The 26,262-nt window shown below is 62.2% G+C and carries 25 protein-coding genes; 21 read left to right on the forward strand and 4 right to left on the reverse strand.

Annotated elements, in window-relative coordinates; genetic code table 11:
- Both moaA and PQQ96_RS24645 read right to left on the reverse strand, forming a co-directional pair.
- Entirely contained in the window at positions 1-1,110 is a 1,110-nt protein-coding gene (moaA, locus tag PQQ96_RS24640) for a GTP 3',8-cyclase MoaA (protein ID WP_408297534.1), read from the reverse strand.
- A gap of 240 nt (positions 1,111-1,350) precedes the next feature.
- The gene (locus PQQ96_RS24645; protein ID WP_408297536.1) at positions 1,351-4,674 is read right to left on the reverse strand and encodes an Rne/Rng family ribonuclease; all 3,324 of its coding nucleotides are present in this window, start codon (positions 4,672-4,674) and stop codon (positions 1,351-1,353) included.
- A gap of 732 nt (positions 4,675-5,406) precedes the next feature.
- On the opposite strand from PQQ96_RS24645, the gene PQQ96_RS24650 reads away from it, so the two are divergent.
- From PQQ96_RS24650 to PQQ96_RS24665, 4 genes are read left to right on the forward strand one after another with little or no spacing between them, the layout of a single operon-like run.
- On the forward strand, positions 5,407-6,441 hold the full coding sequence (locus PQQ96_RS24650; protein ID WP_408297622.1) for an RluA family pseudouridine synthase: 1,035 nt from the start codon (positions 5,407-5,409) through the stop codon (positions 6,439-6,441).
- On the forward strand, positions 6,434-7,093 hold the full coding sequence (locus PQQ96_RS24655) for an HAD-IA family hydrolase (RefSeq protein ID WP_408297537.1): 660 nt from the start codon (positions 6,434-6,436) through the stop codon (positions 7,091-7,093). Before PQQ96_RS24650 ends, PQQ96_RS24655 begins: the two co-directional genes overlap by 8 nt.
- Positions 7,090-7,494: a Rieske (2Fe-2S) protein gene (locus PQQ96_RS24660; RefSeq protein WP_408297538.1), complete on the forward strand. Its 405-nt coding sequence runs from the start codon at positions 7,090-7,092 to the stop codon at positions 7,492-7,494. Before PQQ96_RS24655 ends, PQQ96_RS24660 begins: the two co-directional genes overlap by 4 nt.
- Positions 7,495-7,527: 33 nt before the next feature.
- On the forward strand, positions 7,528-8,532 hold the full coding sequence (locus PQQ96_RS24665) for a S49 family peptidase (RefSeq protein ID WP_408297540.1): 1,005 nt from the start codon (positions 7,528-7,530) through the stop codon (positions 8,530-8,532).
- 130 nt (positions 8,533-8,662) lie between these two features.
- Here PQQ96_RS24665 and PQQ96_RS24670 read toward each other — a convergent pair whose 3' ends face one another.
- Positions 8,663-9,382 carry an SAM-dependent methyltransferase gene (locus PQQ96_RS24670; protein ID WP_408297542.1) on the reverse strand — a complete coding sequence of 240 codons (720 nt, stop codon included), beginning with the start codon at positions 9,380-9,382 and terminating at the stop codon, positions 8,663-8,665.
- Positions 9,379-9,996, reverse strand: coding sequence for a Maf-like protein (locus PQQ96_RS24675; RefSeq protein WP_408297544.1), 618 nt, complete (start codon positions 9,994-9,996; stop codon positions 9,379-9,381). Before PQQ96_RS24675 ends, PQQ96_RS24670 begins: the two co-directional genes overlap by 4 nt.
- A 234-nt stretch (positions 9,997-10,230) precedes the next feature.
- On the opposite strand from PQQ96_RS24675, the gene PQQ96_RS24680 reads away from it, so the two are divergent.
- From PQQ96_RS24680 to rnc, 17 genes are all read left to right on the forward strand, one after another.
- Complete coding sequence (locus tag PQQ96_RS24680; protein WP_408297546.1) at positions 10,231-10,875, forward strand: DUF177 domain-containing protein; 645 nt, start codon at positions 10,231-10,233, stop codon at positions 10,873-10,875.
- 101 nt (positions 10,876-10,976) lie between these two features.
- Positions 10,977-11,156, forward strand: coding sequence for a 50S ribosomal protein L32 (rpmF, locus tag PQQ96_RS24685; protein ID WP_120344197.1), 180 nt, complete (start codon positions 10,977-10,979; stop codon positions 11,154-11,156).
- Positions 11,157-11,328: 172 nt separating this feature from the next.
- Positions 11,329-12,435, forward strand: coding sequence for a phosphate acyltransferase PlsX (gene plsX / locus PQQ96_RS24690; protein WP_408297548.1), 1,107 nt, complete (start codon positions 11,329-11,331; stop codon positions 12,433-12,435).
- Complete coding sequence (locus tag PQQ96_RS24695) at positions 12,435-13,424, forward strand: beta-ketoacyl-ACP synthase III (RefSeq protein WP_408297550.1); 990 nt, start codon at positions 12,435-12,437, stop codon at positions 13,422-13,424. Before plsX ends, PQQ96_RS24695 begins: the two co-directional genes overlap by 1 nt.
- Positions 13,425-13,535: 111 nt before the next feature.
- Positions 13,536-14,471: an ACP S-malonyltransferase gene (fabD, locus tag PQQ96_RS24700; RefSeq protein WP_408297552.1), complete on the forward strand. Its 936-nt coding sequence runs from the start codon at positions 13,536-13,538 to the stop codon at positions 14,469-14,471.
- Between the two features lie 95 nt (positions 14,472-14,566).
- Positions 14,567-15,316, forward strand: coding sequence for a 3-oxoacyl-ACP reductase FabG (gene fabG, locus PQQ96_RS24705; protein WP_074282643.1), 750 nt, complete (start codon positions 14,567-14,569; stop codon positions 15,314-15,316).
- A gap of 151 nt (positions 15,317-15,467) precedes the next feature.
- Positions 15,468-15,707, forward strand: coding sequence for an acyl carrier protein (gene acpP / locus PQQ96_RS24710; RefSeq protein ID WP_004197638.1), 240 nt, complete (start codon positions 15,468-15,470; stop codon positions 15,705-15,707).
- 232 nt (positions 15,708-15,939) lie between these two features.
- On the forward strand, positions 15,940-17,178 hold the full coding sequence (gene fabF, locus PQQ96_RS24715; protein WP_408297554.1) for a beta-ketoacyl-ACP synthase II: 1,239 nt from the start codon (positions 15,940-15,942) through the stop codon (positions 17,176-17,178).
- Between the two features lie 99 nt (positions 17,179-17,277).
- The gene (locus PQQ96_RS24720) at positions 17,278-17,679 is read left to right on the forward strand and encodes a protein YgfX (RefSeq protein ID WP_494478207.1); all 402 of its coding nucleotides are present in this window, start codon (positions 17,278-17,280) and stop codon (positions 17,677-17,679) included.
- Between the two features lie 101 nt (positions 17,680-17,780).
- Entirely contained in the window at positions 17,781-18,380 is a 600-nt protein-coding gene (gene rpoE, locus PQQ96_RS24725; protein WP_073431795.1) for an RNA polymerase sigma factor RpoE, read from the forward strand.
- An 82-nt stretch (positions 18,381-18,462) separates the two neighbouring features.
- Positions 18,463-19,089 carry a sigma-E factor negative regulatory protein gene (locus tag PQQ96_RS24730; protein ID WP_408297558.1) on the forward strand — a complete coding sequence of 209 codons (627 nt, stop codon included), beginning with the start codon at positions 18,463-18,465 and terminating at the stop codon, positions 19,087-19,089.
- Positions 19,090-19,093: 4 nt separating this feature from the next.
- Complete coding sequence (locus PQQ96_RS24735; RefSeq protein ID WP_074285873.1) at positions 19,094-20,137, forward strand: MucB/RseB C-terminal domain-containing protein; 1,044 nt, start codon at positions 19,094-19,096, stop codon at positions 20,135-20,137.
- 37 nt (positions 20,138-20,174) lie between these two features.
- Entirely contained in the window at positions 20,175-21,695 is a 1,521-nt protein-coding gene (locus PQQ96_RS24740) for a DegQ family serine endoprotease (RefSeq protein ID WP_408297561.1), read from the forward strand.
- A complete protein-coding gene (locus tag PQQ96_RS24745; protein WP_408297563.1) occupies positions 21,692-21,982 on the forward strand; it encodes a glutaredoxin family protein in 291 nt (96 codons plus the stop codon). The genes PQQ96_RS24740 and PQQ96_RS24745 overlap by 4 nt, the downstream gene beginning before the upstream one ends.
- A 193-nt stretch (positions 21,983-22,175) precedes the next feature.
- Complete coding sequence (gene lepA / locus PQQ96_RS24750) at positions 22,176-23,969, forward strand: translation elongation factor 4 (protein WP_408297565.1); 1,794 nt, start codon at positions 22,176-22,178, stop codon at positions 23,967-23,969.
- Between the two features lie 18 nt (positions 23,970-23,987).
- Positions 23,988-24,881: a signal peptidase I gene (lepB, locus tag PQQ96_RS24755; protein ID WP_408297567.1), complete on the forward strand. Its 894-nt coding sequence runs from the start codon at positions 23,988-23,990 to the stop codon at positions 24,879-24,881.
- 177 nt (positions 24,882-25,058) lie between these two features.
- Positions 25,059-26,216 (forward strand): ribonuclease III, encoded by a 1,158-nt coding sequence (gene rnc, locus PQQ96_RS24760; RefSeq protein ID WP_408297569.1) that lies wholly within the window; start codon positions 25,059-25,061, stop codon positions 26,214-26,216.
- The last annotated feature ends 46 nt before the right edge of the window (positions 26,217-26,262 follow it).

The raw sequence follows: 26,262 nt of genomic DNA on the forward strand, positions 1-26,262 counted from the left end.
CTAGCCGCCGATGTACGACATTTCGACGCGACGGCCGTCCTGCTCGCGCGGCGCGGCTGCACTGCTGCCGCGCAATTGCGAATAACGGTCGTTGCGGCCCTGCCAGATTTCGGCGACGGCGGTCGCGATATCGGCGTCGCTCGCGCCGTTGCGCAGCAACGCGCGTAGATCGTGGCCGGACGACGCGAACAGGCACAGGTACAGCTTGCCCTCGGTCGACAGCCGGGCGCGCGTGCAACTGCCGCAAAATGCGCGTGTCACGCTCGAAATTACACCGATCTCGCCACTGCCGTCCGCGTAACCCCAGCGCTGGGCGGTCTCGGCGGCGCTGTGCGCTTCGAGCGGCATGAGCGGGAAATGCTCGGCGATGCGTGTCACGACATCAGCGGAAGGCAGCACCTCGGTCATGTTCCAGCCGTTCGAGGTGCCCACGTCCATGTACTCGATGAAGCGCAACACCGTGCCCGAGCCTTTGAAGTGGCGCGCCATCGGCACGATTTCGCTGTCGTTGGTGCCGCGCTTGACGACCATGTTGACCTTCACTGGCGCGAGCCCCACTGCGTGCGCCGCGGCGATGCCGTCCAGCACGTCGGCGACCGCGAAGTCGGCGTCGTTCATGCGGCGAAACAGGGTGTCGTCGAGCGCATCGAGACTCACCGTCACACGGGTCAGGCCGGCGTCTTTCAGGCTGCGCGCTTTGCGCTCCAGCAGCGAGCCGTTGGTGGTCAGTGTCAGATCGAGTGGGCGGCCTTCCGGCGTGGTGAGTTGCGCGAGCCGTTCGATCAGGAATTCCAGATTTTTGCGCAGCAGCGGCTCGCCACCCGTAAGACGGATTTTCTCGACACCATGTGCGACGAAGAGCCGCGCCAGCCGTTCAATTTCTTCGAAGCTGAGCAGGGCGCTATGTGGCAAGAACGCGTAATCCTTGTCGAACACCGCGCGCGGCATGCAGTAGACGCAGCGGAAATTGCAGCGATCCGTCACCGAGATGCGCAGATCGCGCAGCGGGCGCGCCAGCGTGTCGTGCAGTGCGCCGCTTGGCGCCTGCACGGGGCCGGAGATGACCGGTACCGCGCTGAAATCGGTAACAGGGATGATGCGTCGGGACATGGGTTACTTCGCTTGATGCTTCGTTCGGGCTGCTTAGGTGCTGCTTAGATGCTGTGACCGGTGCTGCGATTGGTGCCTATTTCTTCATTCTAGCGGAAATGCATCCGGCGGCTGCCGGCCCCCGAACGCTGTCCGGGTATACGGGGAGCGGCATACAGCACGCGATCGGGCGTGCGCGCAACGCTCATAAAACAGAAAGCCCGCCGGTGAGGGCGGGCTTTTTGCGTGGCGGCGGTTCGCTTACTGCGGGTGCTTACCGGTTTCCACCATTTGCATCGGCGCGGTTTCGACCGGCGGCAACGCCTTACGCTCGCGACCCACGCGAACCGGCTTGGCCGCTTGCGCTGCTGCTTCCTGCGCGGCCCGCAGCTTGTCGGCGTCGGTGTTCACCCAGACGAGACCGGCTTGTTCCAGCACCGGCTTCAGGGCTTCCGCCGACACACCGGCGTGACGCGGTGCTTGCGGTGCAGCGGCTGCAACGGGCGCCGGCTCGACTGCTGCCGGTTCAACGACCGCTTCAACTGCCGGTGCGACCGTCGCAACGACCGGTTGCGCTTCGAAGATATCGGCTTGCCGTGGCGACTGGGCAGCCGGTGCTTCGACCACTGCTGCCGGAGCCACGGTTTCTACCGGGGCAGGAGCAGCTTGCGCTTCAACGACCGGAGCCACTACCGGCGCTTCGGCCCGCGCTTCAACCGGGGCTTCAACCGCAGTTTCAAGCGCAGTTTCAACATGCGCGACCGGTTCGACGAACGAAACCGTCTCGCTGGCGGCCGGCGCAGCTTGCACTGCTTCGACCGGCGCGGCAACGGCTTGCGCCACCGGCGCTTCCACTGCCTGCTCGACCGCAACGGGTGCTACCGGCGCTTCTGCGACCGCCACAACCGTTTCTTCCGTCTTCGCAACTGTCTCGACGGCCACAGCCGGCGTTTCAGTTGCAGTGTGCAGTTCGCGGACCACAACGGTTTCCGTCGCGACAGCAGCGACTGCCACTTCCACCGGCTTCACGTCGTTCAGTTCGTTGACTTCGGCCTTGTGCTCGACCGGCTGATGCGCGGTGCGCACCGGCGCTTCGTCGGTCACGTTGGCGGTGTCGCTTTCGCCTTCCGCGACGTCCGCAGCCAGGTTGCCGTTGACGTCTTCTTCACGCTCACGACGGCCACCACGACGGCCGCGACGGCGACGACGGCGCTCTTCACCTTCACGCGCTACCGCTTCCTGATCGATCGGCGCACCGTTTTCGCCCAGGGCGGTCTGGTTTTGCGCCAGTTCTTCCGCTGTTTGCGACTCGTTTTGCGTCAGTGCCTCTGCTGCTTCCGGCTGCTGCTTGCGGCGTTCGCCACGTTCAGCGCGCTCGCCACGCTCACGGCGTTCGCCGCGTTCCTGGCGCTCGCCACGTTCGGCGCGCGGAGCGCCGTCGACGGTTTCCGCACGATCGCCGCCACGCGTGTCGCGGTCACGGTTTTCACGACCCTCGCGACCTTCACGCGGCTCACGAGCCTCGCGCGGTTCGCGGCCTTCACGGGCCTCACGCGGTTCACGCTGCTCACGGTTAGCACGCGGTTCGCGCGGCTCACGACCTTCGCGTGCCTCACGGCCTTCACGCGGTTCACGTTCCTCGCGACGCTGCGACGGCTGCTGACCTTGAGCCTGACGGCCGCCGGTCGTGCCTTCACCACGGCCTGCGGCATCGCGGCCACCTGCGCCGCCACGGCGATTGCGGTTGCGATCGCCGCCGCGTTCGCCGGTGCGCTCACCGCGCTCCGTGCGTTCGCCGCGTTGCGGACGCGTCTGCTTGTCGGTCGTAACCGGTGCGGCAGGCGCCGGTGCAGCCGGCTGCATGCCGAACAGATTTTTCAACCAGCCGATAAAGCCGCCGCCAGCCGGCGTAACAGCCACCGGAGCCGGGGTTGCCGCCGGACGGACCGGCGCGCTCGGGGCCGGCTTCTCAGGCGTGATGCCCTTGACCGCCGCTTCCTGCTTCGGCTTCACTTCTTCAGCGCGCTTGCTGTAACCGGTTTCCGATTCCAGTTCGCGGGCTGCTTCTTCGGCCATCTTCCACGAGGCGCGCGGCTCGTCGAGGCGTGCATCGTCGTGACGCAGACGTTCGAGCTTGTAATGCGGCGTGTCGAGGTGCTTGTTCGGGATCAGAACGACATTGACCTTGAAACGCGACTCGATCTTGTTGATTTCCGCGCGCTTCTCGTTCAACAGGAAGGCGGTCACTTCGACCGGCACCTGGCAATGGATCGCCGCGGTGTTCTCCTTCATCGCTTCTTCCTGAATGATCCGAAGCACTTGCAGCGCGGACGATTCGGTATCGCGGATGTGGCCCGTGCCGTTACAGCGCGGGCACGTCACATGGCTGCCTTCCGACAGAGCCGGACGCAGACGTTGACGCGACAGTTCCATCAGGCCGAAGCGCGAGATCTTGCCCATCTGGACGCGCGCACGGTCGTGCTTCAAAGCGTCTTTCAGGCGTTGCTCGACTTCACGCTGGCTCTTGGCCGATTCCATGTCGATAAAGTCGATCACGATCAGGCCGCCCAGGTCGCGCAGGCGCAACTGGCGGGCCACTTCGTCGGCGGCTTCGAGGTTGGTGCGTGCTGCCGTTTCCTCGATGTCGGCGCCCTTGGTGGCGCGCGCCGAGTTCACGTCGATCGCGACCAGCGCTTCCGTGTGGTCGATCACGATGGCGCCGCCCGAAGGCAGGGGCACCGTGCGCGAGTACGCGGTTTCGATCTGGTGTTCGATCTGGAAGCGCGAGAAGAGCGGCACGTCGTCGTGATACCGCTTCACCTTGCTGACATTATCTGGCATCACGATATCCATGAAGGCGCGGGCCTGGTCATGGATTTCAGTGGTGTCGATCAGGATTTCGCCGATATCCGGCTGGAAATAGTCACGAATCGCGCGAATCACGAGGCTCGATTCGAGATAGATCAGCATCGGCTGGCCGCTCGAACCGCTTTGCGACGCGGCCTCGATGGCGCGCCACAGTTGCATCAGGTAGTTCAGGTCCCACTGCAGCTCTTCGGCGCTGCGGCCAATACCGGCCGTGCGCGCGATGATGCTCATGCCTTCCGGCAATTGCAGTTGCGCCATGGTTTCGCGCAGTTCCTGACGGTCGTCGCCTTCGATCCGGCGCGAGACACCGCCGCCGCGCGGGTTGTTCGGCATCAGAACCAGATACCGGCCGGCGAGCGAGATGAAGGTGGTGAGGGCCGCGCCCTTGTTGCCGCGCTCTTCCTTTTCGACCTGAACGATCAGTTCCTGGCCTTCTCGGAGGGCGTCCTGAATGCGCGCGGAGCGCATATCGACGCCATCACGGAAATACTGGCGGGCGACTTCCTTGAACGGCAAGAAGCCGTGGCGGTCTTCGCCGTAGTTGACGAAACAGGCTTCGAGCGAGGGCTCGATGCGGGTGATGATGCCCTTGTAAATATTGCCTTTGCGCTGTTCGCGACCGGCGGTTTCGATGTCGATATCGATGAGTTTTTGCCCATCGACGATGGCAACGCGCAGTTCTTCCTGCTGCGTCGCGTTGAACAACATTCGTTTCATTGAACGGCTCCAGGCGGCTTAGCTAGCCCTCAGCTGCGCGGTTGTCAGTCGCGAGAGCCAGGAGGGCAGCGGCATGCCGCGCCTTATTGTGTTTTCACAAGCACGCTGGAGCGGGAAAAATGGCGGGAGAATTGCCTGAGAGGGCCCGGCCCCATTAACAAATGGGCACGGTGCCGCAGGGCACATGCGAACACGGCTTCAAATAATGACCCGACACGCCGCGGGTTCTGCCAGCAGACCTTCATAAGCCTTTCGTCCACTCGCGCCGGTGCGCCGGGTGGGCGCGTGACCGGAGGGTCGAAGGCTGCGGTCATGCCGCAGCGGGAAGTTCGCGCAGTCGGCGCGTCTTTTCTCGCTGGGGGTGTCTCGCCTCATTTTGACGTCGCCATGTCTTGTACTTTCTACAAGACGCCTCGGGCGCACGCCGTATTTTCGCAACTCGCAGCTTCAACCAGCAGGGCGTCAGACCGCCCGATACCGAAGCTGAAAGTTAAATTCTTTTTTACCAAAATTCCGTTACCGTCGAGGCTGACCTTGACCGAACGCGCCTGTGGGCGCCGTCCCTGCCGGGCACTGACCTCGTGCGTGCAACATGTTGCATCTCATTTTCAGGGTGAGCAACCAGACCCCGGCGCAAGTAAAATAACGGTTTATCGCTTGCGCCTGCGCAATCCGCCCGAATTCCGGACACTGCGCCGGCCGCCGCAGACTGCTGGGCAAATTATATTCATAATGAAAGAGTTAGGCAAAATATCCCAGAAATCGGTCGCAAGCGACCAGGTCTCGATGATCGAGATCGACGACAGTGCGGCCGGACAGCGCATTGATAACTTCCTGTTGCGCGTCTGTAAAGGCGTGCCGAAAAGCCATATTTACCGCATCCTGCGTAGCGGGGAGGTGCGTGTCAACAAGGGTCGGATCGACGCGCAGTACCGCCTCGAGCTGGGCGATCTGGTACGTGTGCCCCCCATTCGCGTTGCTCAACCGAACGAGGCCATCGCCCAGGCGCCGGTGCCGAGCGCTGATTTCAAAATTATTTTTGAAGACGAGCACATGCTCGTGATCGACAAGCCGGCCGGCGTGGCGGTCCATGGTGGCAGCGGTGTCGCGTTCGGCGTGATCGAACAGATGCGCGAAGCGCGGCCGCAGGCGAAATTCCTCGAATTGGTGCATCGGCTGGATCGCGAGACGTCCGGCATCCTGATGCTCGCCAAGAAACGCACCGCGCTGGTCAATCTGCACGAGCAGATTCGCGAGAACAAGATGGATAAGCGCTACTATGCGTGCGTCCACGGCGAATGGGCGAGCGACTGGGGCCGCCGCCGCGCGGTCAAGGAGCCGCTGCACAAGTATTTGACCGCTGATGGCGAACGGCGCGTGCGCGTCCAGGCCGACGGGCTCGCGTCGCACACGGTCTTCAATCTGATCGACCGCTGGCCGGAGTACGCGCTGCTCGAGGCGGAACTGAAGACCGGGCGCACGCATCAGATCCGCGTTCATTTGCAGCATCTGGAGCTGCCGATCGTCGGCGATGCCAAATACGGCGACTTCGCGCTGAACAAGGCGCTGGCCCGCGCCAACGCCAAGCCTGGCCTGAAGCGCATGTTCCTGCACGCCTACCGTCTTAAGCTGACGCACCCGGCGACTGGCGCGCCCGTGCAGTTCGAGGCGCCGTTACCGGCCGAATGCCGCAGTTTCGTTGCGCAACTCAATGAATTACGTGAATCACGAAGTGGGTCAAACCCGGAGACGACACCGCATGGCTAGAGAGCAATTTGATCTGATCGTCTTCGACTGGGACGGGACGCTGATGGATTCGACCGCGCACATCACGCGCAGCATCCAGGCGGCATGCCGCGATCTCGGTCTGCCGGTTCCCGCCGATGAGGCCGCCAGTTACGTGATCGGCCTCGGCCTGCGCGACGCGCTGCAAATCGCCGCACCCACGCTCGATCCGGCCGATTACCCGCGCCTGGCTGAGCGCTATCGCTTCCATTATTTAGTGAAGGACCAGACCACCGAGCTGTTCGTCGGTGTGCGCGAGATGTTGCAGGCGTTGCGCGACGAGGGTTATCTGCTGGCGGTGGCGACGGGCAAGAGCCGTGTCGGATTGAACCGCGCGCTCGACCAGTCACGCCTGACGAGCCTGTTCGACGGCACCCGCTGTGCGGACGAAACCTTTTCGAAGCCGCATCCGGCCATGCTGCATGAACTGACGCGTGAACTGGGGCAGGATCCGGCGCGTACGGTGATGGTCGGCGATACGACGCACGATCTGCAGATGGCGATCAATGCCGGCGTCGCGGCCATCGGTGTCACATACGGCGCGCATCCTGCTGGTTCGTTGACGGCTTTGTCGCCGAAATTCGTCGCTTCCAGCGTGAGCGCACTGTCAGAATGGCTGCGAGAGAACGCATGAGCACGGGTATGGCCGAAGCGGCGGCGGAAGCGGTTCGCATTTGCGCGTCCGAAGAGCTGGTCGACGGCGGAGCCGGTGTGCGGCGCGCGGCAAGGTTTGGCGGCGGCGACGTCGTGGTATTTTTTGTTCGCTATGATGGCCGTGCATACGGCTATCTGAATCGCTGCGCTCACGTGCCAATGGAGCTCGATTGGGCCGAGGGGCAGTTCTTCGAATCGTCCGGTTTATACTTGATGTGCGCCACACATGGCGCGATTTACGCGCCTGATACAGGCAAATGCGTCGGCGGCCCGTGCCGCGGCGGCCGGTTGCGTCCCGTCCAGGTCGACGAGCGGGATACACCTGACGGCCGCGCCGTGTTCTGGCTGCCGGACGGCGAACTTCGCCCGGCCACGCCCTGATTTTTCCCTTCTTCGATCTTTCCACTGCACCGCATGTCCGACAATTTGACGCCCGAACCGAAGGAACCGTCCTTGACAGGCCGCCCCCGCACGCCTGCCGATGAGCCGGGCTGGGAGCGCGCCGCGCTCGAGCGCATCGCGCTTGCGGCCATCACAGAACAGCGCGCGGCACGCCGCTGGAAGATCTTCTTCCGGTTTGTGTTCCTGATCGTCCTGCTGCTGGCGATATGGGGCGCGCTTGATTTCACTGGCGACAAGGTTGCGACCACGGGCCGGCACACGGCCATGGTGACGCTTGACGGTGAAATCTCCGCCGATACGAACGCGAACGCGGAAGATATCAACACCGCGCTGGAAAGTGCGTTCGACGACGCAGGCACGGCAGGCGTGATCCTGCGCTGTAACAGCCCGGGCGGCAGCCCGGTGCAGGCGGGCATCATCTACAACGAGATTCGCCGGCTGCGCGCCAAGTATCCGTCGATTCCGTTGTATGTCGTGGTCGGCGACATGTGTGCCTCGGGCGGCTATTACGCGGCCGCGGCGGCCGACAAGATTTACGTGGACAAGGCGAGCATCGTCGGTTCGATCGGCGTGTTGATGGATAGCTTCGGCTTTACCGGGCTGATGGACAAGCTGGGGATCCAGCGCCGCCTGCACACGTCGGGTGAGAATAAGGGTTTTTTCGACCCGTTCTCGCCGGAAACGCCGAAGATGGACGAACATGCGCAAGACATGCTCGATCAGATCCACGCGCAGTTCATCGACGCCGTGCGTGAGGGCCGCGGCAAGCGCCTGCACGAGACGCCGGATATGTTCTCGGGCCTGTTCTGGACCGGTCAGAAGAGTGTCGAGTTGGGGCTTGCAGACGGTTTCGGCGACGCGGATTACGTTGCGCGCGACCTCTTCAAGGCGCCGGATATCGTCGACTACACGGTCAAGGAGAGCATTACGGACCGCGTGGCGCGCAAGTTCGGGGCGGCGGTCGGCAGCGGCGCCGTTCACGCAATGGCGCTCGGCGGGAAGATGAGCCTGCGGTGATGGGTTGATTGAGCGTAAAAAAGCCCCGTGCGATCAAAAGTCGATCGCACGGGGTTTTTTTGTTTCTTCTGTACTAAACGGCAAACAGCACGCCGATCGGCGAATCGACCGGCTTAAGAAGCGGCCGCGATCAGACCGCGAGGATCAGGAAAATTGCCGGCCGCTTGTGCAGATCGCTAGCCGGTTTTTTCTTCCAGTCGGCCACGGTGCGGCTGGCGATGGTTTCCGTCTCCAGCGTCAGATCGACGGCGACGCACACCAGGGTGGACGGCGCGCAGGTTGCCAGCAACGTGTCGAGCAGCGCGCGATTCCGATAGGGCGTCTCGATAAAGATCTGCGTTTGTTTGGCTTTGCGCGACTGCTGCTCCAGGTCGCGCAGGCGCTTGGCCCGTTCGACGGCGTCGACCGGCAGATAGCCGTGAAACGCAAAACTCTGGCCGTTCAGGCCGGATGCCATCAACGCCAGCAGAATCGAACTCGGTCCGACAAACGGCACCACCTTTACGCCGCGCTCATGCGCGCGGCGCACCAGCAGGGCGCCCGGATCGGCGACCGCCGGACAGCCGGCTTCGGAAACCAGCCCCGCGTCAGTGCCCGCCAGTAAAGGCGCGAGCAGTTTGTCGATCTCACCGGCCGGGGTGTTGACGTTCAGTTCGCGAATCTCGATTTCCTGGATCGGCCTTTCGGTGCCGACCTTCTTCAGGAAAGCGCGGGTGGTTTTCGCGTTTTCGCCGATGTAATAGCTGAGCGATGCCGCGCGGGCGCGCACCGGCGCGGGCAGGACGGCGTCGAGCGCGTCGGCATCGCCTTCGCCGAGGGTGTTCGGGATCAGATACAAAGTGCCGCTCATAGCGTCCTCAGGAGTGGGTAGCCGGCGGCGAGCAGCATGCGCGACAGCGCGATCAGCGGCAGGCCGACCAGTGCGGTCGGGTCGTCGGAATGGATCGCCTCGAGCAAGGCGATGCCGAGGCCCTCGGATTTGGCGCTGCCCGCGACGTCGTACGGTGTTTCGGCGCGCAGATAGGCGTCCAGTTCCGCGTCCGGCAAATCCCGGAACTGCACGCGGGTAATGACATCGGCCGATTGCGCCGCCCCCGAGCGGCTGTCGAACAGGCACAGTGCACTATGAAACAGTACTTCGCGGCCGCGCATGGCCTGCAACTGGGCGAGCGCCTTCTCATGCGTGCCGGGCTTGCCGATCTGCAGGCCGTCGTAGGTGGCAACCTGATCGGAGCCGATGACGAGTGCGGCTTCGCCCGCGCCCAGCTTGTCTGTCACGGCACGCGCTTTGGCCTCGGCGAGTCGCAGGGCGGTCACTTCGGGCGTTTCGCCGGCGAGCGGCGTTTCGTCGATCGCGGGCACGATCACATCGAACGGAACGCGCAGGCGCTCGAGCAGCTCGCGTCGATAAGGCGAACTCGACGCCAGAATCAGGCGTGGCAGGCGATTGGGGGAGTCTGGCATGGTCAACCAACGGCTAGAGAGACGGGTCGTACGGGGCTGCGCGGAGTTCGCGCGTGTACGGGCTTAAGTGTTTGACTCGAAAAGACAAAACGGATATGATTTCGGGCTTTTCATCGGTATGCTATTGCGTAGACGGCCTTGCCGTGTTGGCAATATGCAGCCCGCACGAGGTCCGCGGGCTACTTTGCAAACCGATTTACCCCCGGCGAAATCCTTGCCGACGCAGGAGCGCACATGACTCAACATCCTGGCAACCCTGCTGGTCTATCCGACCCGCACGATATCGATCTGTTCGAATTTGCGCGGAGTGGGCGTCAGGCCGCGGGTGTCGTGCGCGTCTCGCAACTGCCGCGCATGTTAAACGAAGTCCCGGCAGAAGCGCCAGATCGCGATACCGCGTTCACCTGGCAAGCCGAAGGGGCGACGCAGCCGGAATTGCAGGACGACGGCACCGAGGGTCCGCAGCCTTATCTGAGGCTCGCGATTCACGGCGCTGCATGGCTCGAATGTCAGCGGTGTATGACACCGTATTTGCAGCCGTTCAATGTCGATGCAACTTACCGGATCGTCAGCACTGAGGCGGAAGCCGAAGAGTTTCCGCTCGACGAGGATGAAGTCGAAGTGATCGTGGGCTCGCGCCAGTTCGATCTCATCGACTTGATCGAAGAAGAGTTGCTGCTTTCCTTGCCGCTCGTGCCCAAGCACGAGGAGTGTCCCGAAGTGCACGAGAGCCTCGTCTCTGGTGTGGCCGGAGCAGAAGGCGAGGGCGACGAGGCTGCGCCGGACGAAGCTGCTGAGGGCGGTGAGCCCGAGCGGCCCAATCCGTTTGCGGCGCTCGAAGGTCTCAAGCGCGGTGAGCCGGGCGACAAGAAGCATTGAACAGTTGCATGGGAGCGCGATTCGGGCGCATTGGCCATTCGGTCAATGGCGGACACCGGGCCGGGCTGTGTTAGAATTCGGAAAATTTTTAGGAGTTAGTCATGGCAGTTCAACAAAATAAGAAGTCGCCGTCGAAGCGCGGTATGCACCGTTCGCACGATTTCCTGTCGGCAGCGCCGCTGGCCGTCGAGCCGAGCACGGGCGAAGTGCATCTGCGTCACCACATTAGCCCGAACGGCTACTATCGCGGCAAGAAAGTCGTCAAGACGAAGAACGACTAATCGTTTCACTGCGTTGCGCCCCTTGGCGTTTCGCGTGGCGATCGGCTCGCTTGACATTTTCCCGGCTCGGCAAAAAGGCGGCATTAAATTGCCGCTTTTTTGTGTCGATCGCAGTTGGCGCTGTAGCGCTTACTCTGGTCCCATGCAGGGCGTCTGAAATTCGTCGCACTCCATGACAGTAAAGCTCACGATAGATTGCATGGGAGGCGACCACGGCCCGTCCGTGACCGTTCCCGCTGCCGTCAACTTCGTTCGTTCGCATCCCGATGCTGAGCTGCTGCTCGTCGGCATTGAAAGTGCGATTCGTGCGCAGTTAAAGAAGTTGAAGGCTCAGGACCTGCCGGCGCTGACCGTCGTACCTGCTTCCGAGATCGTCGCCATGGACGATCCGGTCGAAGTCGCGCTGCGCAAGAAAAAAGACTCCTCCATGCGCGTGGCGCTGAACCGCGTCAAGGAAGGCGAGGCGCAAGCCTGCGTTTCCGCCGGCAACACCGGCGCGCTGATGGCGGTCTCGCGCTATGTGCTGAAAACGCTGTCGGGCATCGAACGCCCGGCCATTGCGTTTGCAATGCCCAATCCCACTGGCTACACGACAATGCTCGACCTGGGCGCCAACGTCGACTGCGAACCGCAGCATCTGCTGCAGTTCGCGGAGATGGGGCACGCGCTCGTGTCCGCGCTCGAAGGCAAGGAGCGGCCCACTATCGGCCTGCTCAACATTGGCGAAGAAGTCATCAAGGGCAACGAGACCATCAAACGCGCCGGCGAACTGCTGCGCGCGAGTACACTTAACTTTCACGGTAACGTTGAAGGCAACGACATCTTCAAGGGCACGGTTGACGTAATCGTCTGTGACGGTTTTGTCGGCAATGTCGCGCTGAAAACGTCGGAAGGCCTCGCGCAGATGCTCTCCAACATCATCAAGGAAGAGTTCGGCCGCTCGTGGCTCACCAAGGTGATGGCGGTGCTCGCATTGCCTGTATTGATGCGTTTCAAGAAACGGGTCGATCACCGGCAATACAACGGCGCCGCGTTGCTGGGCCTGCGTGGGCTGGTGATCAAAAGCCACGGCTCGGCAGATGCCTACGCGTTTGAGTGGGCTATCAAACGCGGGTATGATGCCGTCAAAAACGGCGTGCTGGAACGTCTTGCGCGAGCAATGGAAGAGAACGCAGGTTCTCTCGAGCAGGCGGCGCGCGACGCGAGCGGTGCGGGTCACGCAAGCCCGATCGCAGGCCAGCCGGCCGAGCCCTACGCTGCGCAATCCTCGAAGGCATAATGGCTCAATCGACAATTTATTCCCGCGTGATCGGCACCGGCAGCTACCTGCCGCCCGGACGCGTCACCAATCAGGATCTGGCTGAACGTCTCGCCAGCCAGGGCGTCGAGACGAGCGACGAATGGATCGTTGCCCGCACGGGCATCCATGCGCGCCACTTCGCCGAACCCGATGTCACTACCAGCGATCTGGCGCTGATCGCCTCGCAGCGCGCGATCGAAGCGGCGGATATCGATCCGCAATCCATCGATTTGATCATCGTTGCAACCTCCACGCCTGACTTTGTGTTTCCGAGTACGGCGTGCCTGTTGCAGAACAAGCTCGGCATCAAGAACCACGGCGCGGCATTCGACGTGCAGGCCGTCTGTTCGGGCTTCGCTTATGCGGTAGCGATGGCGGACAGCCTGATTCGCGGCGGTCAGCATCGCACAGCGCTCGTGATCGGCGCGGAAACCTTCTCTCGCATTCTCGATTTCAAGGACCGCACCACCTGTGTGCTGTTCGGCGACGGCGCGGGCGCGGTGATCCTGCAGGCGTCCGAGGAACCGGGTGTATTGGCGAGCGCATTGCACGCCGACGGCAGCCATTCGAACATTCTCTGCACGCCGGGCAATGTGAACGGTGGTGTGATCGAGGGCAGCGCGTTCCTGCACATGGACGGGCAGGCTGTGTTCAAGCTCGCGGTCAATGTGCTTGAAAAGGTTGCAGTCGAAGCACTCGCAAAAGCGAATCTGTCGGCCGATCAGATCGACTGGCTGATTCCGCATCAGGCCAATATCCGCATCATGCAAAGCACCTGCCGTAAGCTCGGCTTGCCGCAGGAACGCATGGTCGTCACGGTGGGCGAGCACGGCAATACGTCGGCTGCGTCCATTCCGCTCGCATTCGACGTCGCGGTGCGCGACGGCCGCATCAAGCGCGGCCAGAACGTGCTGATCGAAGGCGTTGGCGGCGGCTTTACGTGGGGCGCGTCGGTTATCCGCTACTGATAGCGGCGACGTTATGGCGAGCGCTCTTCGCGGCGCTCGGCTACGCTTGAGCGCGCTCGCCATCAATCGGGTGCGCCACCCACATCTGACAACATCGATTTTGGGGACGATATGAAATTTGCGTTCGTTTTTCCTGGGCAAGGTTCGCAGGCGGTCGGCATGCTCAACGCATTCGCCGATCACGCGGTCGTGCGTGAGACGGTTCAGGAAGCGTCCGATGCACTCAATCAGGATCTCGGCAAGCTGATCGCCGAAGGCCCAGTTGAAGATCTGAACCTCACCACCAATACCCAGCCGGTCATGCTGACCGCCGCGTATGCGATTTACCGCGCGTGGCAGCAGGCGGGCGGCCCGAAACCGGCCATCGTTGCCGGCCACAGCCTCGGCGAATACACCGCGCTGGTCGCGGCGCGCGCGATCGCGTTTCGCGATGCTGTGCCGCTCGTGCGTTTTCGCGCACAAGCGATGCAAACGGCCGTGCCGGTCGGCGTTGGCGGCATGGCAGCCATTCTCGGCCTCGATGACGACACGGTGCGCGCGGTTTGTGCCGAAGCGTCGGTCGCAGGTGTCGTCGAAGCGGTGAATTTCAACGCGCCGGCACAAGTCGTGATCGCTGGTCACAAGGCTGCAGTCGAAAAGGCTTGCGAAGTCGCGAAGGCGAAGGGCGCCAAGCGTGCGTTGCCGCTGCCGGTATCGGCACCGTTTCACTCGTCGCTGCTCAAGCCGGCGTCGGATCAATTGCGCGAGTATCTGGCTAGCGTCGACGTGCAGGTGCCGTCGATTCCGGTGATCAACAACGTCGACGTCGCGGTGGTCAACGAGCCGGCAAAGATCAAGGACGCGCTGGTGCGTCAGGCAGCAGGTCCGGTGCGTTGGGTCGAAAGCGTCCAGGCGATGGCGGCGCAAGGCGTCACGCACGTAATCGAATGCGGGCCTGGCAAGGTCCTCGCGGGCTTGACGAAGCGCATCGACGGCAATCTGATTGGCGCCTCGGTGTTCGATCCGGCTTCGCTCGAAGAAACGCTCAAGCTGGTGGCGGCGGGCTGAACGCCGCTTCATAGGGCCGCAAGCAGGGCGCATGCAGGCCGCAAGCGCGACATCAAGAATCAATCAGCCCTCCGAAAGGGCATCCGGACTGACAGATGGAAAAGACTCTCGACAAGCAAATCGCAATCGTGACGGGCGCGTCGCGCGGCATCGGCCGTGCAATCGCGATGGAACTGGCGCGCCAGGGCGCGACGGTGATCGGCACGGCGACCAGCGAAAGCGGCGCGGCGGCAATCAGCGAAGCCTTTAACGCGGCTGGCGTGAACGGTCGCGGCGCGGTGCTCAACGTGAACGACGCCGCCGCAGCCGAAGCGCTGATCGACGGCACCGTGAAGGAATTTGGCGCGCTGCACGTGCTGGTGAATAACGCCGGTATCACGCAAGACCAGCTTGCGATGCGTATGAAGGACGACGACTGGGACGCGGTGATCGACACCAATCTCAAGTCGGTTTTCCGTCTGTCGCGCGCGGTGCTGCGTCCGATGATGAAGGCGAAGGGCGGCCGTATCATCAACATCACGTCGGTGGTCGGCTCGGCCGGCAATCCGGGGCAGATCAACTACGCAGCCGCGAAAGCTGGCGTAGCAGGCATGACGCGCGCACTGGCACGCGAGATCGGCAGCCGTGGTATCACTGTCAATTGCGTCGCGCCGGGCTTTATCGACACCGACATGACCAAGACCCTGCCGGAAGAGCAGCAAGCCGCGCTGAAGACGCAGATTCCGCTCGGCCGGCTGGGCAGCCCGGACGATATCGCGCACGCCGTGGCGTTCCTCGCGTCGCCGCAAGCGGGTTATATCACCGGCACGACACTGCATGTGAACGGCGGAATGTACATGTCGTAACCAAATTCGGTTACTATCCGCGCCTTGATGCGTTTGCAAAAGCGTAAGGCGCATGCCTTGACAGGAACCCGATGCGCCGCTTTTTTGCCGGGTCAAACCTGATAAAATGCGCGCACCTGTATTTTTGAACTTCTTTTCCCTTGGAGGGGTAATGGACAATATCGAACAGCGCGTCAAGAAGATCGTCGCAGAACAACTGGGCGTTGCAGAAGCTGAGATCAAGAACGAAGCTTCGTTCGTGAACGACCTCGGCGCCGACTCGCTCGACACCGTTGAACTCGTGATGGCCCTCGAAGACGAATTCGGCATGGAAATTCCGGATGAAGAAGCCGAGAAGATCACCACCGTTCAGCAAGCGATCGACTACGCTCGCGCGAACGTCAAGGCCTAAAGTCATTCGCGCCTGCGTTTCTGCGTTGGCGACGTATGACGCCCTGCCGTGTCGGTTTCCGACGCCAGCAGGGCTGGCGCATTTTGTTGCGCCGGTTGCCATGCAGGAGCAAGCGATGTTGACAGCGCATTTTTCCGCGCGATTGCCGAGATAAACAGCCACAGGGCACACAGGGCAAGTTCCTGTGGCCGCTGTGGCTTTTGCTTTTGTCATCTATGAAAAAGGGGTTACCGTGAGCCGCCGTCGTGTTGTTGTTACAGGCCTGGGGCTGATTTCGCCTGTTGGCAATAATGTTGCCGACGGCTGGGCCAATCTGGTCGCCGGCAAGTCGGGTATTGCCAATATCACGAAGTTCGATGCGTCGAACTTTTCGACTCGCTTCGCCGGCGAGGTGAAGGGCTTCAATATCGAGGACTACATCCCCGGTAAGGAAGCGCGCCATATGGATACGTTCATCCATTACGGCGTCGCAGCCGGCATCCAGGCGATGCAGGACAGCGGCCTCGAAGTCACCGACGAGAATTCCGAGCGCATCGGCGTGGTGGTCGGTTCGGGCATCGGCGGCCTGCCGATGATTGAAAACACGCAGACCGAATTGCTGAATCGCGGCCCGCGCCGTATTTCGCCGTTCTTCGTGCCCGCCTCGATCATCAACATGATCTCGGGCCACCTGTCGATCAAGTTCGGCATCAAGGGTCCGAATCTGGCGATCGTGACCGCATGTACCACCGGTCTGCACTGTATCGGCGAGGCTTCGCGCCTGATCGAATACGGCGACGCCGACGTGATGATCGCCGGCGGCGCGGAATCCACCGTGTCGCCGCTGGGTGTCGGCGGCTTTGCGGCGGCGCGTGCGCTGTCGCAACGCAATGACGATCCGGCAACGGCGAGCCGTCCGTGGGACAAGGATCGCGACGGTTTCGTGCTGGGCGAGGGTGCCGGCGTGATGGTGCTCGAAGAGTACGAACACGCGAAGGCACGTGGCGCGAAGATTTACGCCGAAGTCAGCGGCTATGGGATGAGCGGCGACGCCTATCACATGACCGCACCGCTGGAAGACGGCGACGGCGCGCGCCGCTGCATGCTGGCCGCCATGAAGAACGCGGGCATCAACGCCGATCAGGTGAATTACCTGAACGCGCACGGCACGTCCACGCCGCTCGGCGACCTGGCTGAAACCACCGGCATCAAGCGCGCTTTCGGCGACCACGCCAAAGACATGGTCGTGAATTCGACCAAGTCAATGACGGGTCACCTGTTGGGCGGCGCCGGCGGTCTCGAGTCCGTGTTCACCGTGCTGGCCGTGCATCATCAGGTGTCGCCGCCGACGATCAACATCTTCAACCAGGATCCGGCCTGCGATCTCGATTACTGCGCCAACACCGCGCGGGAGATGAAGATCGACGTCGCGCTGAAGAACTCGTTCGGGTTCGGCGGCACGAACGGCACGCTGGTCTTCAAGCGCGCCTGATCGCCTGATCGTTTGGTGACACGCCAGTCGAAAAAGCCGGCTTGGCCGGCGGTTTCTCCCGGATCGGCAACGCCCGACGGAGCGCCGCAACGGATTACGTTGCGGCGCTCCGTCGCCATGCGCGCCGCTTTGGGGGCATTCGTCCTGATTGCGACTTTGGCCACTTATACTTGCCTCGCCTCGCATCTGGGCGACTGGCAGGCGGTTCCGTTGACGCTTGCCGTGGGGGCGTTGCTGATGCTCTGCGCGGCAAAGCATGAGCGTGCGCAGCCCGTTGCGCTGAAAACCGGCCCGGACGGACTGGCTGCCTGGAGCCGGGACGGCAGTTTGCTGGCGCAGGGCCGCATTGCCGGCTGTTCGCAATGGAGCGGTCGCTTGCTTGTTCTGGCGCTGGCGCCGGACCATGGGCGCTCCCGCACGCTACTTCTTGCCGCTGACGCACTTCCTGCGTCCGTCTTCCGGGAGCTGGCCGTGCTGGGCCGGCGTGGCGCCGGAGCCTGACTGTAACGACTGTAACCGCTGTTACCGGAGTAACGTGCCGAGATGATGGGGACGCTACAATGGTCCCCCGCCATGCGCCCTATAGTTAACGGATTTATCAGGTGAGCGAAAAAGAAATTGATCAGGTGCTGGTCGAGCGCGTCCAGAAGGGCGACAAGGCCGCGTTCGAGCTTCTGGTCTCCAAATACCACCGTAAGATTCTCCGGCTGATCTCCCGCCTCGTGCGGGACCCGGCCGAAGTGGAAGACGTCGCTCAGGACGCCTTTATCAAGGCGTACCGGGCGTTGCCCCAGTTTCGCGGGGATTCGGCCTTTTATACGTGGTTGTACCGGATTGCAGTCAATACGGCAAAGAACTACCTTGCGACCCAAGGGCGGCGCGCACCGACTTCGACCGAAGCAGATGCTGAAGAAGCTGAAACTTTCTCGGACGCCGACCAACTAAGGGATATCAACACGCCTGAGTCGATGTTGATGAGCAAGCAGATCGCTGAGACGGTCAATGCTGCGATGGCGGTTTTACCGGAAGAGTTGCGCACCGCCATTACTCTTCGTGAAATTGAAGGTTTGAGTTACGAGGAAATCGCTGAGATGATGGGTTGCCCAATTGGCACAGTCAGATCACGAATTTTCCGCGCTCGCGAAGCCATTGCGGCAAAATTGCGTCCGTTGCTTGACACACCTGAAGGCAAGCGCTGGTAAACACCAGTCTGCCGGGCGGGGCGCGGGTGCAATATCTGGATTAGTGGTGTCACTACGGGGTATTTGTAAGATGGGGAGCATCATGGGGTCGGTCTCGATGCAATCGCAAGCCAGCTCGCGCGGCGAGCGTCTGTCCGCTTTTGTCGACGGCGAGTTGTTCGGCGAAGAGCATCTGAACACGTTTGTTTCCGAACTGGACGGCCAGGATCGTGCCGCCTGGTCGTGCTATCACCTGATCGGCGACGCGCTGCGTTCTGACGATCTGGCGGTCAGCCCGGCGGCGAGCAACGCGTTCCTGAGCGGTTTTGCCGCACGTTTCGACAACGAGCCGCACGTGCTCGCGCCTGCTGCCATGCCGGTTGCGCGCCGTTTGCTGGCGTTGCGCCGCCGCGTTGTGCCGGCCTTTGCCGTCGCTGCTGCCGCTGCCACGCTGACGTGGATCGTCGTGCCGCAACTGCAAGGCGTGCCGGGCGGCGCGGGCATGGCGCAAGTCGCGTCGCTCCAGTCGCATGGCGATTCGCTGCAACGCGTGGCCATGGCGTCGGTGCCTGTTGCGACGGTCCAGCCGGTCGCGCAAGACGCCAACATCATTCGTGACGCAAGTCTCGATCAGTATCTGGAAGCTCACCAGCAATTCGCGCAACAACCGGTCATGCCGGGCTCGATGCCGCTGATTCGCGCTGCCGCAGTTTCTACGCAAGGCCAATAGTTTGATGCAGACTCCGCGGTTGAATAAAACGACTATCTGGGGGCGGCTGCCGGCATTTCTGTTCTGCGCAGCCGTATTGCTGTCCGCTACACCGCGGGTCTTTGCACAAACCGACGATCCGCTCGTCGCCCGTCGCACGGCCGCGGAGCTGCTCGATCGAATTCATCAGGCCGCCCAGCAGCAGAACTACGAGGGCGCGTTCGTCTATCAGCGCGGCAATTTCGTTCAGACGTCGCGGATCGCGCACTACGCGACCCGCACTGACGGCGAATTCGAGCAACTCGAAAGCCTCGACGGCAAGCCGCGCAAAATGCTTCGCCATAACGAAGATCTCTACACGTTCGTGCCGGAGCGGCATCTGTGCGTGGTCGAGAAGCGCCAGAACAAAGATTCGTTCCCAGCGCTGCTGGCCGTAAGCGGCGAGCAGGTGCTGTCGGTGTACGACCCGAAGCTGCTCGGCGACGACCGCGTCGCGGGTATCGACAGCCAGGTCATCGAGCTCGACCCGAAAGACGCATACCGCTTTGCTTACAAGCTGTGGGCCGACAAGAAGACGGGCCTGCTGCTGCGCGCGCAGACACTTGATCCGAATGGTCAGGTGCTCGAACAGCTGTCGTTTTCGCAGATTCGCATCGGCGTGCCGGTCGACAAGACCGCCATCGTCAACGGTATTCGTAATACGGCAGGGTGGACGGTCGTGCGTCCGCCGGTCGAGCCGGTCGATATGGCAGCGCAAGGCTGGCAGATCACGCCGACGGTGCCGGGCTTCCACATGATTCGCGAGCTGCGCCGCCCCATGGCTGCGCGCGAGGCCGGCCAGCCGACCATTCCGGTCGATCAGGCCGTATTCTCCGACGGCCTCGCGGCCATTTCCGTGTTTGTCGAGCCGGTCGAGAACAACACGCGCAAGGAAGGCGCGGGCAGCAGCGGGGCCACACACGTACTGGTCAAGCGGCGCGGCGACTTCTGGATTACTCTGCTTGGTGAAGTGCCCCAGACCACATTGCAGCAATTTGCGTCTGCCATAGAATATAAAGCTCCGAAGTAATCTTCCGAATCACTCGAATCCCTCGGCTTGCTACGATATGACGACTTTCTCGGTGCGCAAATTCCTCGCGGCCGCGGTGGTAGCGGCGTGTTTGCCGCTTATGCCGCACATGGCGTCGGCGGCTCCCGCAGCAGCCAATCTGCCCGACTTCACTGACCTCGTCGACAAGGTCGGCCCGGCAGTCGTCAACATTCGCACGACGACGCGCGTGTCGAACAGCGGTGCCCGCGGCGGATTGCCGCCAGGCATGGACGACGGCGACATGTCGGAGTTCTTCCGCCGTTTCTTCGGCATCCCGTTGCCGCAGTCGCCTCAGTCTCCAGGTACGCCGCGCGGTGGCGATAACGGTGGGAGCGGTAGCGGCGGCAGCCAGGACTCGCCGGATAACGGCGGTGATGCAGAACAGAACAGCGGCGTCGGCTCAGGCTTCATTCTGTCGGCGGACGGCTACGTCATGACCAACGCGCACGTCGTGGACGACGCGGACACCATTTACGTCACCCTCACCGACAAGCGCGAGTTCAAGGCGAAGTTGATCGGCGTGGACGATCGGACCGATGTTGCAGTCGTGAAGATCAGCGCCGCCAATTTGCCGACTATCACAATCGGCGACTCGAACAAGGTGCGGGTGGGCGAGTGGGTGGTCGCGATCGGTTCGCCGTTCGGTCTCGAGAACACAGTGACGGCCGGTATCGTCAGCGCCAAGGGGCGCGATACGGGCGATTATCTGCCGTTCATCCAGACCGACGTGGCGGTCAATCCGGGCAATTCCGGCGGTCCGCTGATCAACATGCAGGGCGAAGTGATCGGCATCAACTCGCAGATCTACAGCCGTACCGGCGGCTTCATGGGCATCTCGTTCGCGATTCCGATCGACGAGGCGATGCGCGTGGCCGACCAGCTGAAAACCTCGGGTAAGGTCGTGCGCGGCCGGATCGCGGTGGCGATCGGTGAAGTGACGAAGGACGTGGCCGATTCACTCGGTCTGCCCAAGGCGCAGGGCGCACTGGTCAGCAGTGTCGAACCGGGTGGTCCGGCAGATAAAGCCGGCGTGCAGCCGGGCGACATCATCCTGAAGTTCAACGGCCATTCGGTCGATACGGCAACGGATTTGCCGCGCATGGTCGGCGATACGAAGCCGGGCACCAAGTCGACTATTACGATCTGGCGCAAGGGTCAGACGCGTGATCTGCCCGTCACGATTGCCGAGATGCAGCCGGACAAGACCACCAAGGCAGATGATAAAAAGCCGCCGGTGCCAAAGCAGCGCGCCACGAACGTGTTGGGTCTCGCCGTGAGCGATATCCCTGCCGACCAGATGAAGGCGCTGAAGCTGCACAATGGCGTACAGATCGACGCGGTGGACGGCCCGGCCGTGCGCGTCGGGCTGCAAAAGGGTGACATCGTCCTGCGTGTGGGCGACACGGATATCACGAGCGCGAAGCAGTTCGACGACCTGACTTCGCACCTCGATCCGCAGAAGATGGTCGCGTTGCTGGTCCGTCGCGGCGAGAACACCCAGTTCGTGCCGATTCGCCCGCGTAGCGCGCAGAAATGACGAAGGTGGCGCCACTCACGCTCTACGGGCGCGCGTGGTGCCACTTATGCGACGACATGCGCATCGCGCTCGAGCCTTTGCTGGCCGAGTTCGGTGCGCAAGTCGTCGTGATCGACGTTGACACCGATCCCGTGCTGGAAGCCCGTTATAACGAATGGGTGCCGGTTCTGGTCTGCGACGGTGTCGAACTGTGTCACTATCACCTGGATGCGGCACGGGTTCGTGCCGCGCTCGCCGCACGCGTAGTGGCGGCGCATTCGGGATCCACGCATTTGGGATCCAGTTAAAGGGCCAAACCGGGCGCGAACGTGCGTCGTTCATCCCCTGTTTCACGCCTCTCCTGAGCCGTCTTTTCCGCCCGAGCCTCGCAAGATGCGCCGGGCGATAGCCTTTTCGGCTAAAATAGATAGGTTTTTCACCTACTTACAAGGCGTGCTCCGCTATTGTCCGAGCGCGCCTTTTTCGCTTGATCGGTACTGAATGGATCATATTCGTAACTTCTCGATCATTGCGCACATCGACCATGGCAAGTCGACGCTCGCGGATCGCATCATCCAGATCTGCGGTGGCTTGTCCGACCGCGAGATGGAATCCCAGGTGCTTGACTCGATGGATCTCGAGCGCGAGCGCGGCATTACCATCAAGGCACAAACCGCCGCATTGACGTACAAGGCCCGTGACGGGCAGATTTACAACCTGAACATGATCGACACGCCGGGCCACGTCGACTTCTCGTACGAAGTCAGCCGCTCGCTGTCCGCATGTGAAGGCGCGTTGCTGGTCGTCGACGCAAGCCAGGGCGTGGAAGCGCAAACCGTCGCCAACTGTTACACGGCGATCGAGCTTGGCGTCGACGTCATTCCAGTGCTCAACAAGATCGATCTGCCGGCCGCGAATCCCGAGAACGCAATCGCAGAAATCGAAGACGTGATCGGCATCGACGCCACCGACGCGACGCATTGCAGCGCGAAGACCGGCCTCGGCGTGGAAGACGTGCTCGAAGCGCTGATCGCCAAAGTGCCGCCGCCCAAGGGCGATACGGAAGCACCGCTGCAGGCGTTGATCATCGACTCGTGGTTCGACAACTACGTCGGCGTCGTGATGCTGGTGCGTATCGTCAACGGCACGCTGCGTCCGAAAGACAAGATCCGCATGATGGCGACCGGTGCGCAGTATCCGGTCGAGCACATCGGCGTGTTCACGCCGAAGTCGAAGAATCTCGAGTCGTTGTCCGCGGGGCAGGTGGGCTTCATCATCGCCGGCATCAAGGAGTTGGCCGCGGCGAAAGTGGGCGATACCGTCACGCTCGTGAATCGTCCGGCCGCCGAGCCGCTGCCGGGCTTCAAGGAAGTGAAGCCGCAGGTGTTCGCCGGTCTCTATCCGGTCGAAGCGAACCAGTACGACGCGCTGCGCGACTCGCTGGAAAAGCTGAAGCTGAACGACGCCTCGCTGATGTACGAGCCGGAAGTCTCGCAGGCGCTTGGCTTCGGTTTCCGTTGCGGTTTCCTCGGCTTGCTGCACATGGAGATCGTGCAGGAGCGGCTCGAGCGCGAATTCGACATGGACCTGATCACCACGGCGCCGACCGTGGTGTACGAAGTTCTGCAGCGCGACGGCACGATCCTCATGGTCGAAAATCCGGCCAAGATGCCGGAGCCGTCGAAGATCGAAGAAGTGCGTGAGCCGATCGTCACCGTGAATCTGTACATGCCGCAAGACTACGTCGGCGCGGTGATCACGCTGTGTACGCAAAAGCGCGGCGCGCAGATCAACATGCAGTATCACGGCCGTCAGGTGCAGTTGACCTACGAAATCCCGATGGGCGAAGTCGTGCTCGATTTCTTCGATCGTCTGAAGTCGATCTCACGCGGCTACGCGTCGATGGATTACGAGTTCAAGGAATACCGCGCGGCAGACGTCGTGAAGGTCGACATGCTGATCAACGGCGACAAGGTCGACGCGTTGTCGGTGATCGTGCACCGTTCGCAAAGCCAGTATCGCGGCCGCGAAGTGGCGGCGAAGATGCGCGAGCTGATTCCGCGGCAAATGTACGACGTCGCGATTCAGGCCACCATCGGTGCGAATATTATCGCGCGCGAAAACATTAAAGCGTTGCGTAAGAACGTGCTGGCAAAATGCTACGGCGGCGATATTTCCCGTAAGAAGAAACTGCTCGAGAAACAAAAGGCAGGCAAGAAGCGAATGAAGCAGGTGGGATCGGTCGAGATTCCCCAAGAGGCTTTCCTCGCGATCCTGCGTGTCGAAGACAAATAAGACGAACAACGGAACCCTATGAATTTTGCGCTGATTCTTTTTGTGCTCGTCATTTTGACGGGCGTCGCATGGGTCGCAGACAAACTGGTTTTCATGCCGCAACGGCGGCGCGCGGCGGAAGCCGTGGTCGCTGAGTTTGACCGCCAGCAGGCACGCGTCGGTGAGCGTTTCGCCGACGAAAATGCGGCGCAAACGCGCGCCCGTCTGCGTGACGACAAGTTGCGTCAACCGTGGTGGCTCGAGTATTCGGCGAGCTTTTTCCCGGTGATTCTGGTGGTGTTCGTGGTGCGCTCGTTCGTGGTTGAGCCGTTCAAGATTCCGTCGGGCTCGATGGTGCCGACGTTGCTGGTGGGCGACTTCATCCTCGTCAACAAATTCGACTACGGTATCCGTCTGCCGATCACCAACACGAAACTCACCGAGGGCCGTCCGCTCGAGCGTGGTGACGTGGTGGTGTTCCGCTACCCGAAAGACGAATCGGTCGACTACATCAAGCGCGTGATCGGCCTGCCGGGCGACACAGTCGCTTATCAGGACAAGCAACTGACGATCAACGGCAAGCCGGTGCCGGAAACAGCGCTGCCTGACTACCTCGACGAAGAGCGCCTCGGCTACGCCAAGCAATTCGAAGAAGATCTCGACGGCCGCAAGAACGCGATTCTGAACAACCCGGCCGTGCCGCCGTTCATCGTCGGCGCGGAAGATTATCCGTATCGCGATAACTGCACGTACAACGCACGCGGCGTGATCTGCAAAGTGCCGCCTGGCAATTACTTCATGATGGGCGACAACCGCGATAACAGCGCGGATAGCCGCTACTGGGGTTTTGCGCCGGATAAGAATATCGTCGGTCGCGCGTTTTTCATCTGGATGAACTTCAGCAATCTGAAACGCATCGGCCCGTTCCACTGAGCACGCATGCCTTGATTGCACGACACGCCGCGCAGGTGACCCACACTTAGGTCACCTCAGTCGCGCGGCGTGTTATCACGCTACTTTAAGAATCTGCGGTAACGTCGCTTCACCACGCTTTTTCCGCTGGCCGTCCCGCGTTTTCGCCGGGGCAGGCACCCGCGTTATACTCTGCCCATGCCCCTATCTCCGTTGGAAAGCCGTCTGCGCTACGAATTTCGCAATGCGGAATTGTTGCGCCAGGCTTTAACGCACCGCAGTCATAGTTCCACGCACAACGAACGGCTCGAGTTTCTCGGCGACTCCGTTCTGAACTGCGCGGTGGCTGCGCTTTTGTTCCAACGTTTCGGCAAACTGGACGAAGGCGACCTGTCGCGCGTCCGCGCCAATCTGGTTAAACAGCAGTCGCTTTATGAAATTGCTCAGGCCCTGAATATCTCCGAAGGGCTGCGTCTCGGTGAGGGCGAACTGCGCAGCGGCGGCTTCCGCCGCCCGTCGATCCTTGCTGACACGCTCGAAGCCGTGCTGGGCGCGGTGTTCCTCGACGGCGGGTTCGATGCCGCCCAAACGGTGATCAAGCGCCTGTACGTGCCGATTCTCGATCACATCGACCCGCGCACGCTCGGCAAAGACGCCAAGACGCTGCTGCAGGAATATCTGCAAGGTCACAAGATCGCGTTGCCCACGTACACGGTCGTCGCGACCCATGGTGCGGCGCACAATCAGCAGTTTGAAGTCGAATGCACGGTGCCAAAGCTGGAAGTCAAAGTGTCGGGCTCCGGCGCAAGCCGTCGGGCTGCCGAGCAGGCCGCAGCCAAGAAAGCGCTCGACGAGGTGATGGCGGCCGCGCCCGCCGTGGTCGCCAAGCCCAAGCGTTCAAAGGGCGCCCGTGCGGCGAAGAATGCCGAGCCGGAGATCGTGCCCGGTGTAACCGGCGTACAGGCCGCGCTCGACCTGCGCAGCCCGGATCGCAAGGGCGAACGCGGTGAGCGCGGGACCGGGCGGGGTGAATCCCGCACAGCGCCGGTGGCGGAGTCCGCAGCCGAACGGCCGACCCTGACTGCGACGTCCGCGCCGCTGGCTGTGATTCGCGCCGCACACGTGGAATACAGCGGACAGGACAAGTCAGAGCGCGCTGAGAAAGCCGACAAAACAGCCGACAAGGCAGCCGAAGCCAAACCGGAAGCCAGCGCCGTCCGCAGCGCCGACAAACATCGCAGCCGCGAAACCACACCCAGCGCAGCCGTGCCCACGCCTGGCGTGCCGGCACCTGTCGAACACGAACCCGGCGTAGCCGATGCGGTGCAAACCCGTGTCGCCGATGCGGGCCATTGATTGCCATCGGCGCGCCATTCCTCGCGCGTCGATCTGAACCTGCCGT

It is taken from the genome of Paraburkholderia sediminicola, assembly GCF_046027825.1.
Taxonomy (GTDB): domain Bacteria; phylum Pseudomonadota; class Gammaproteobacteria; order Burkholderiales; family Burkholderiaceae; genus Paraburkholderia; species Paraburkholderia sediminicola_D.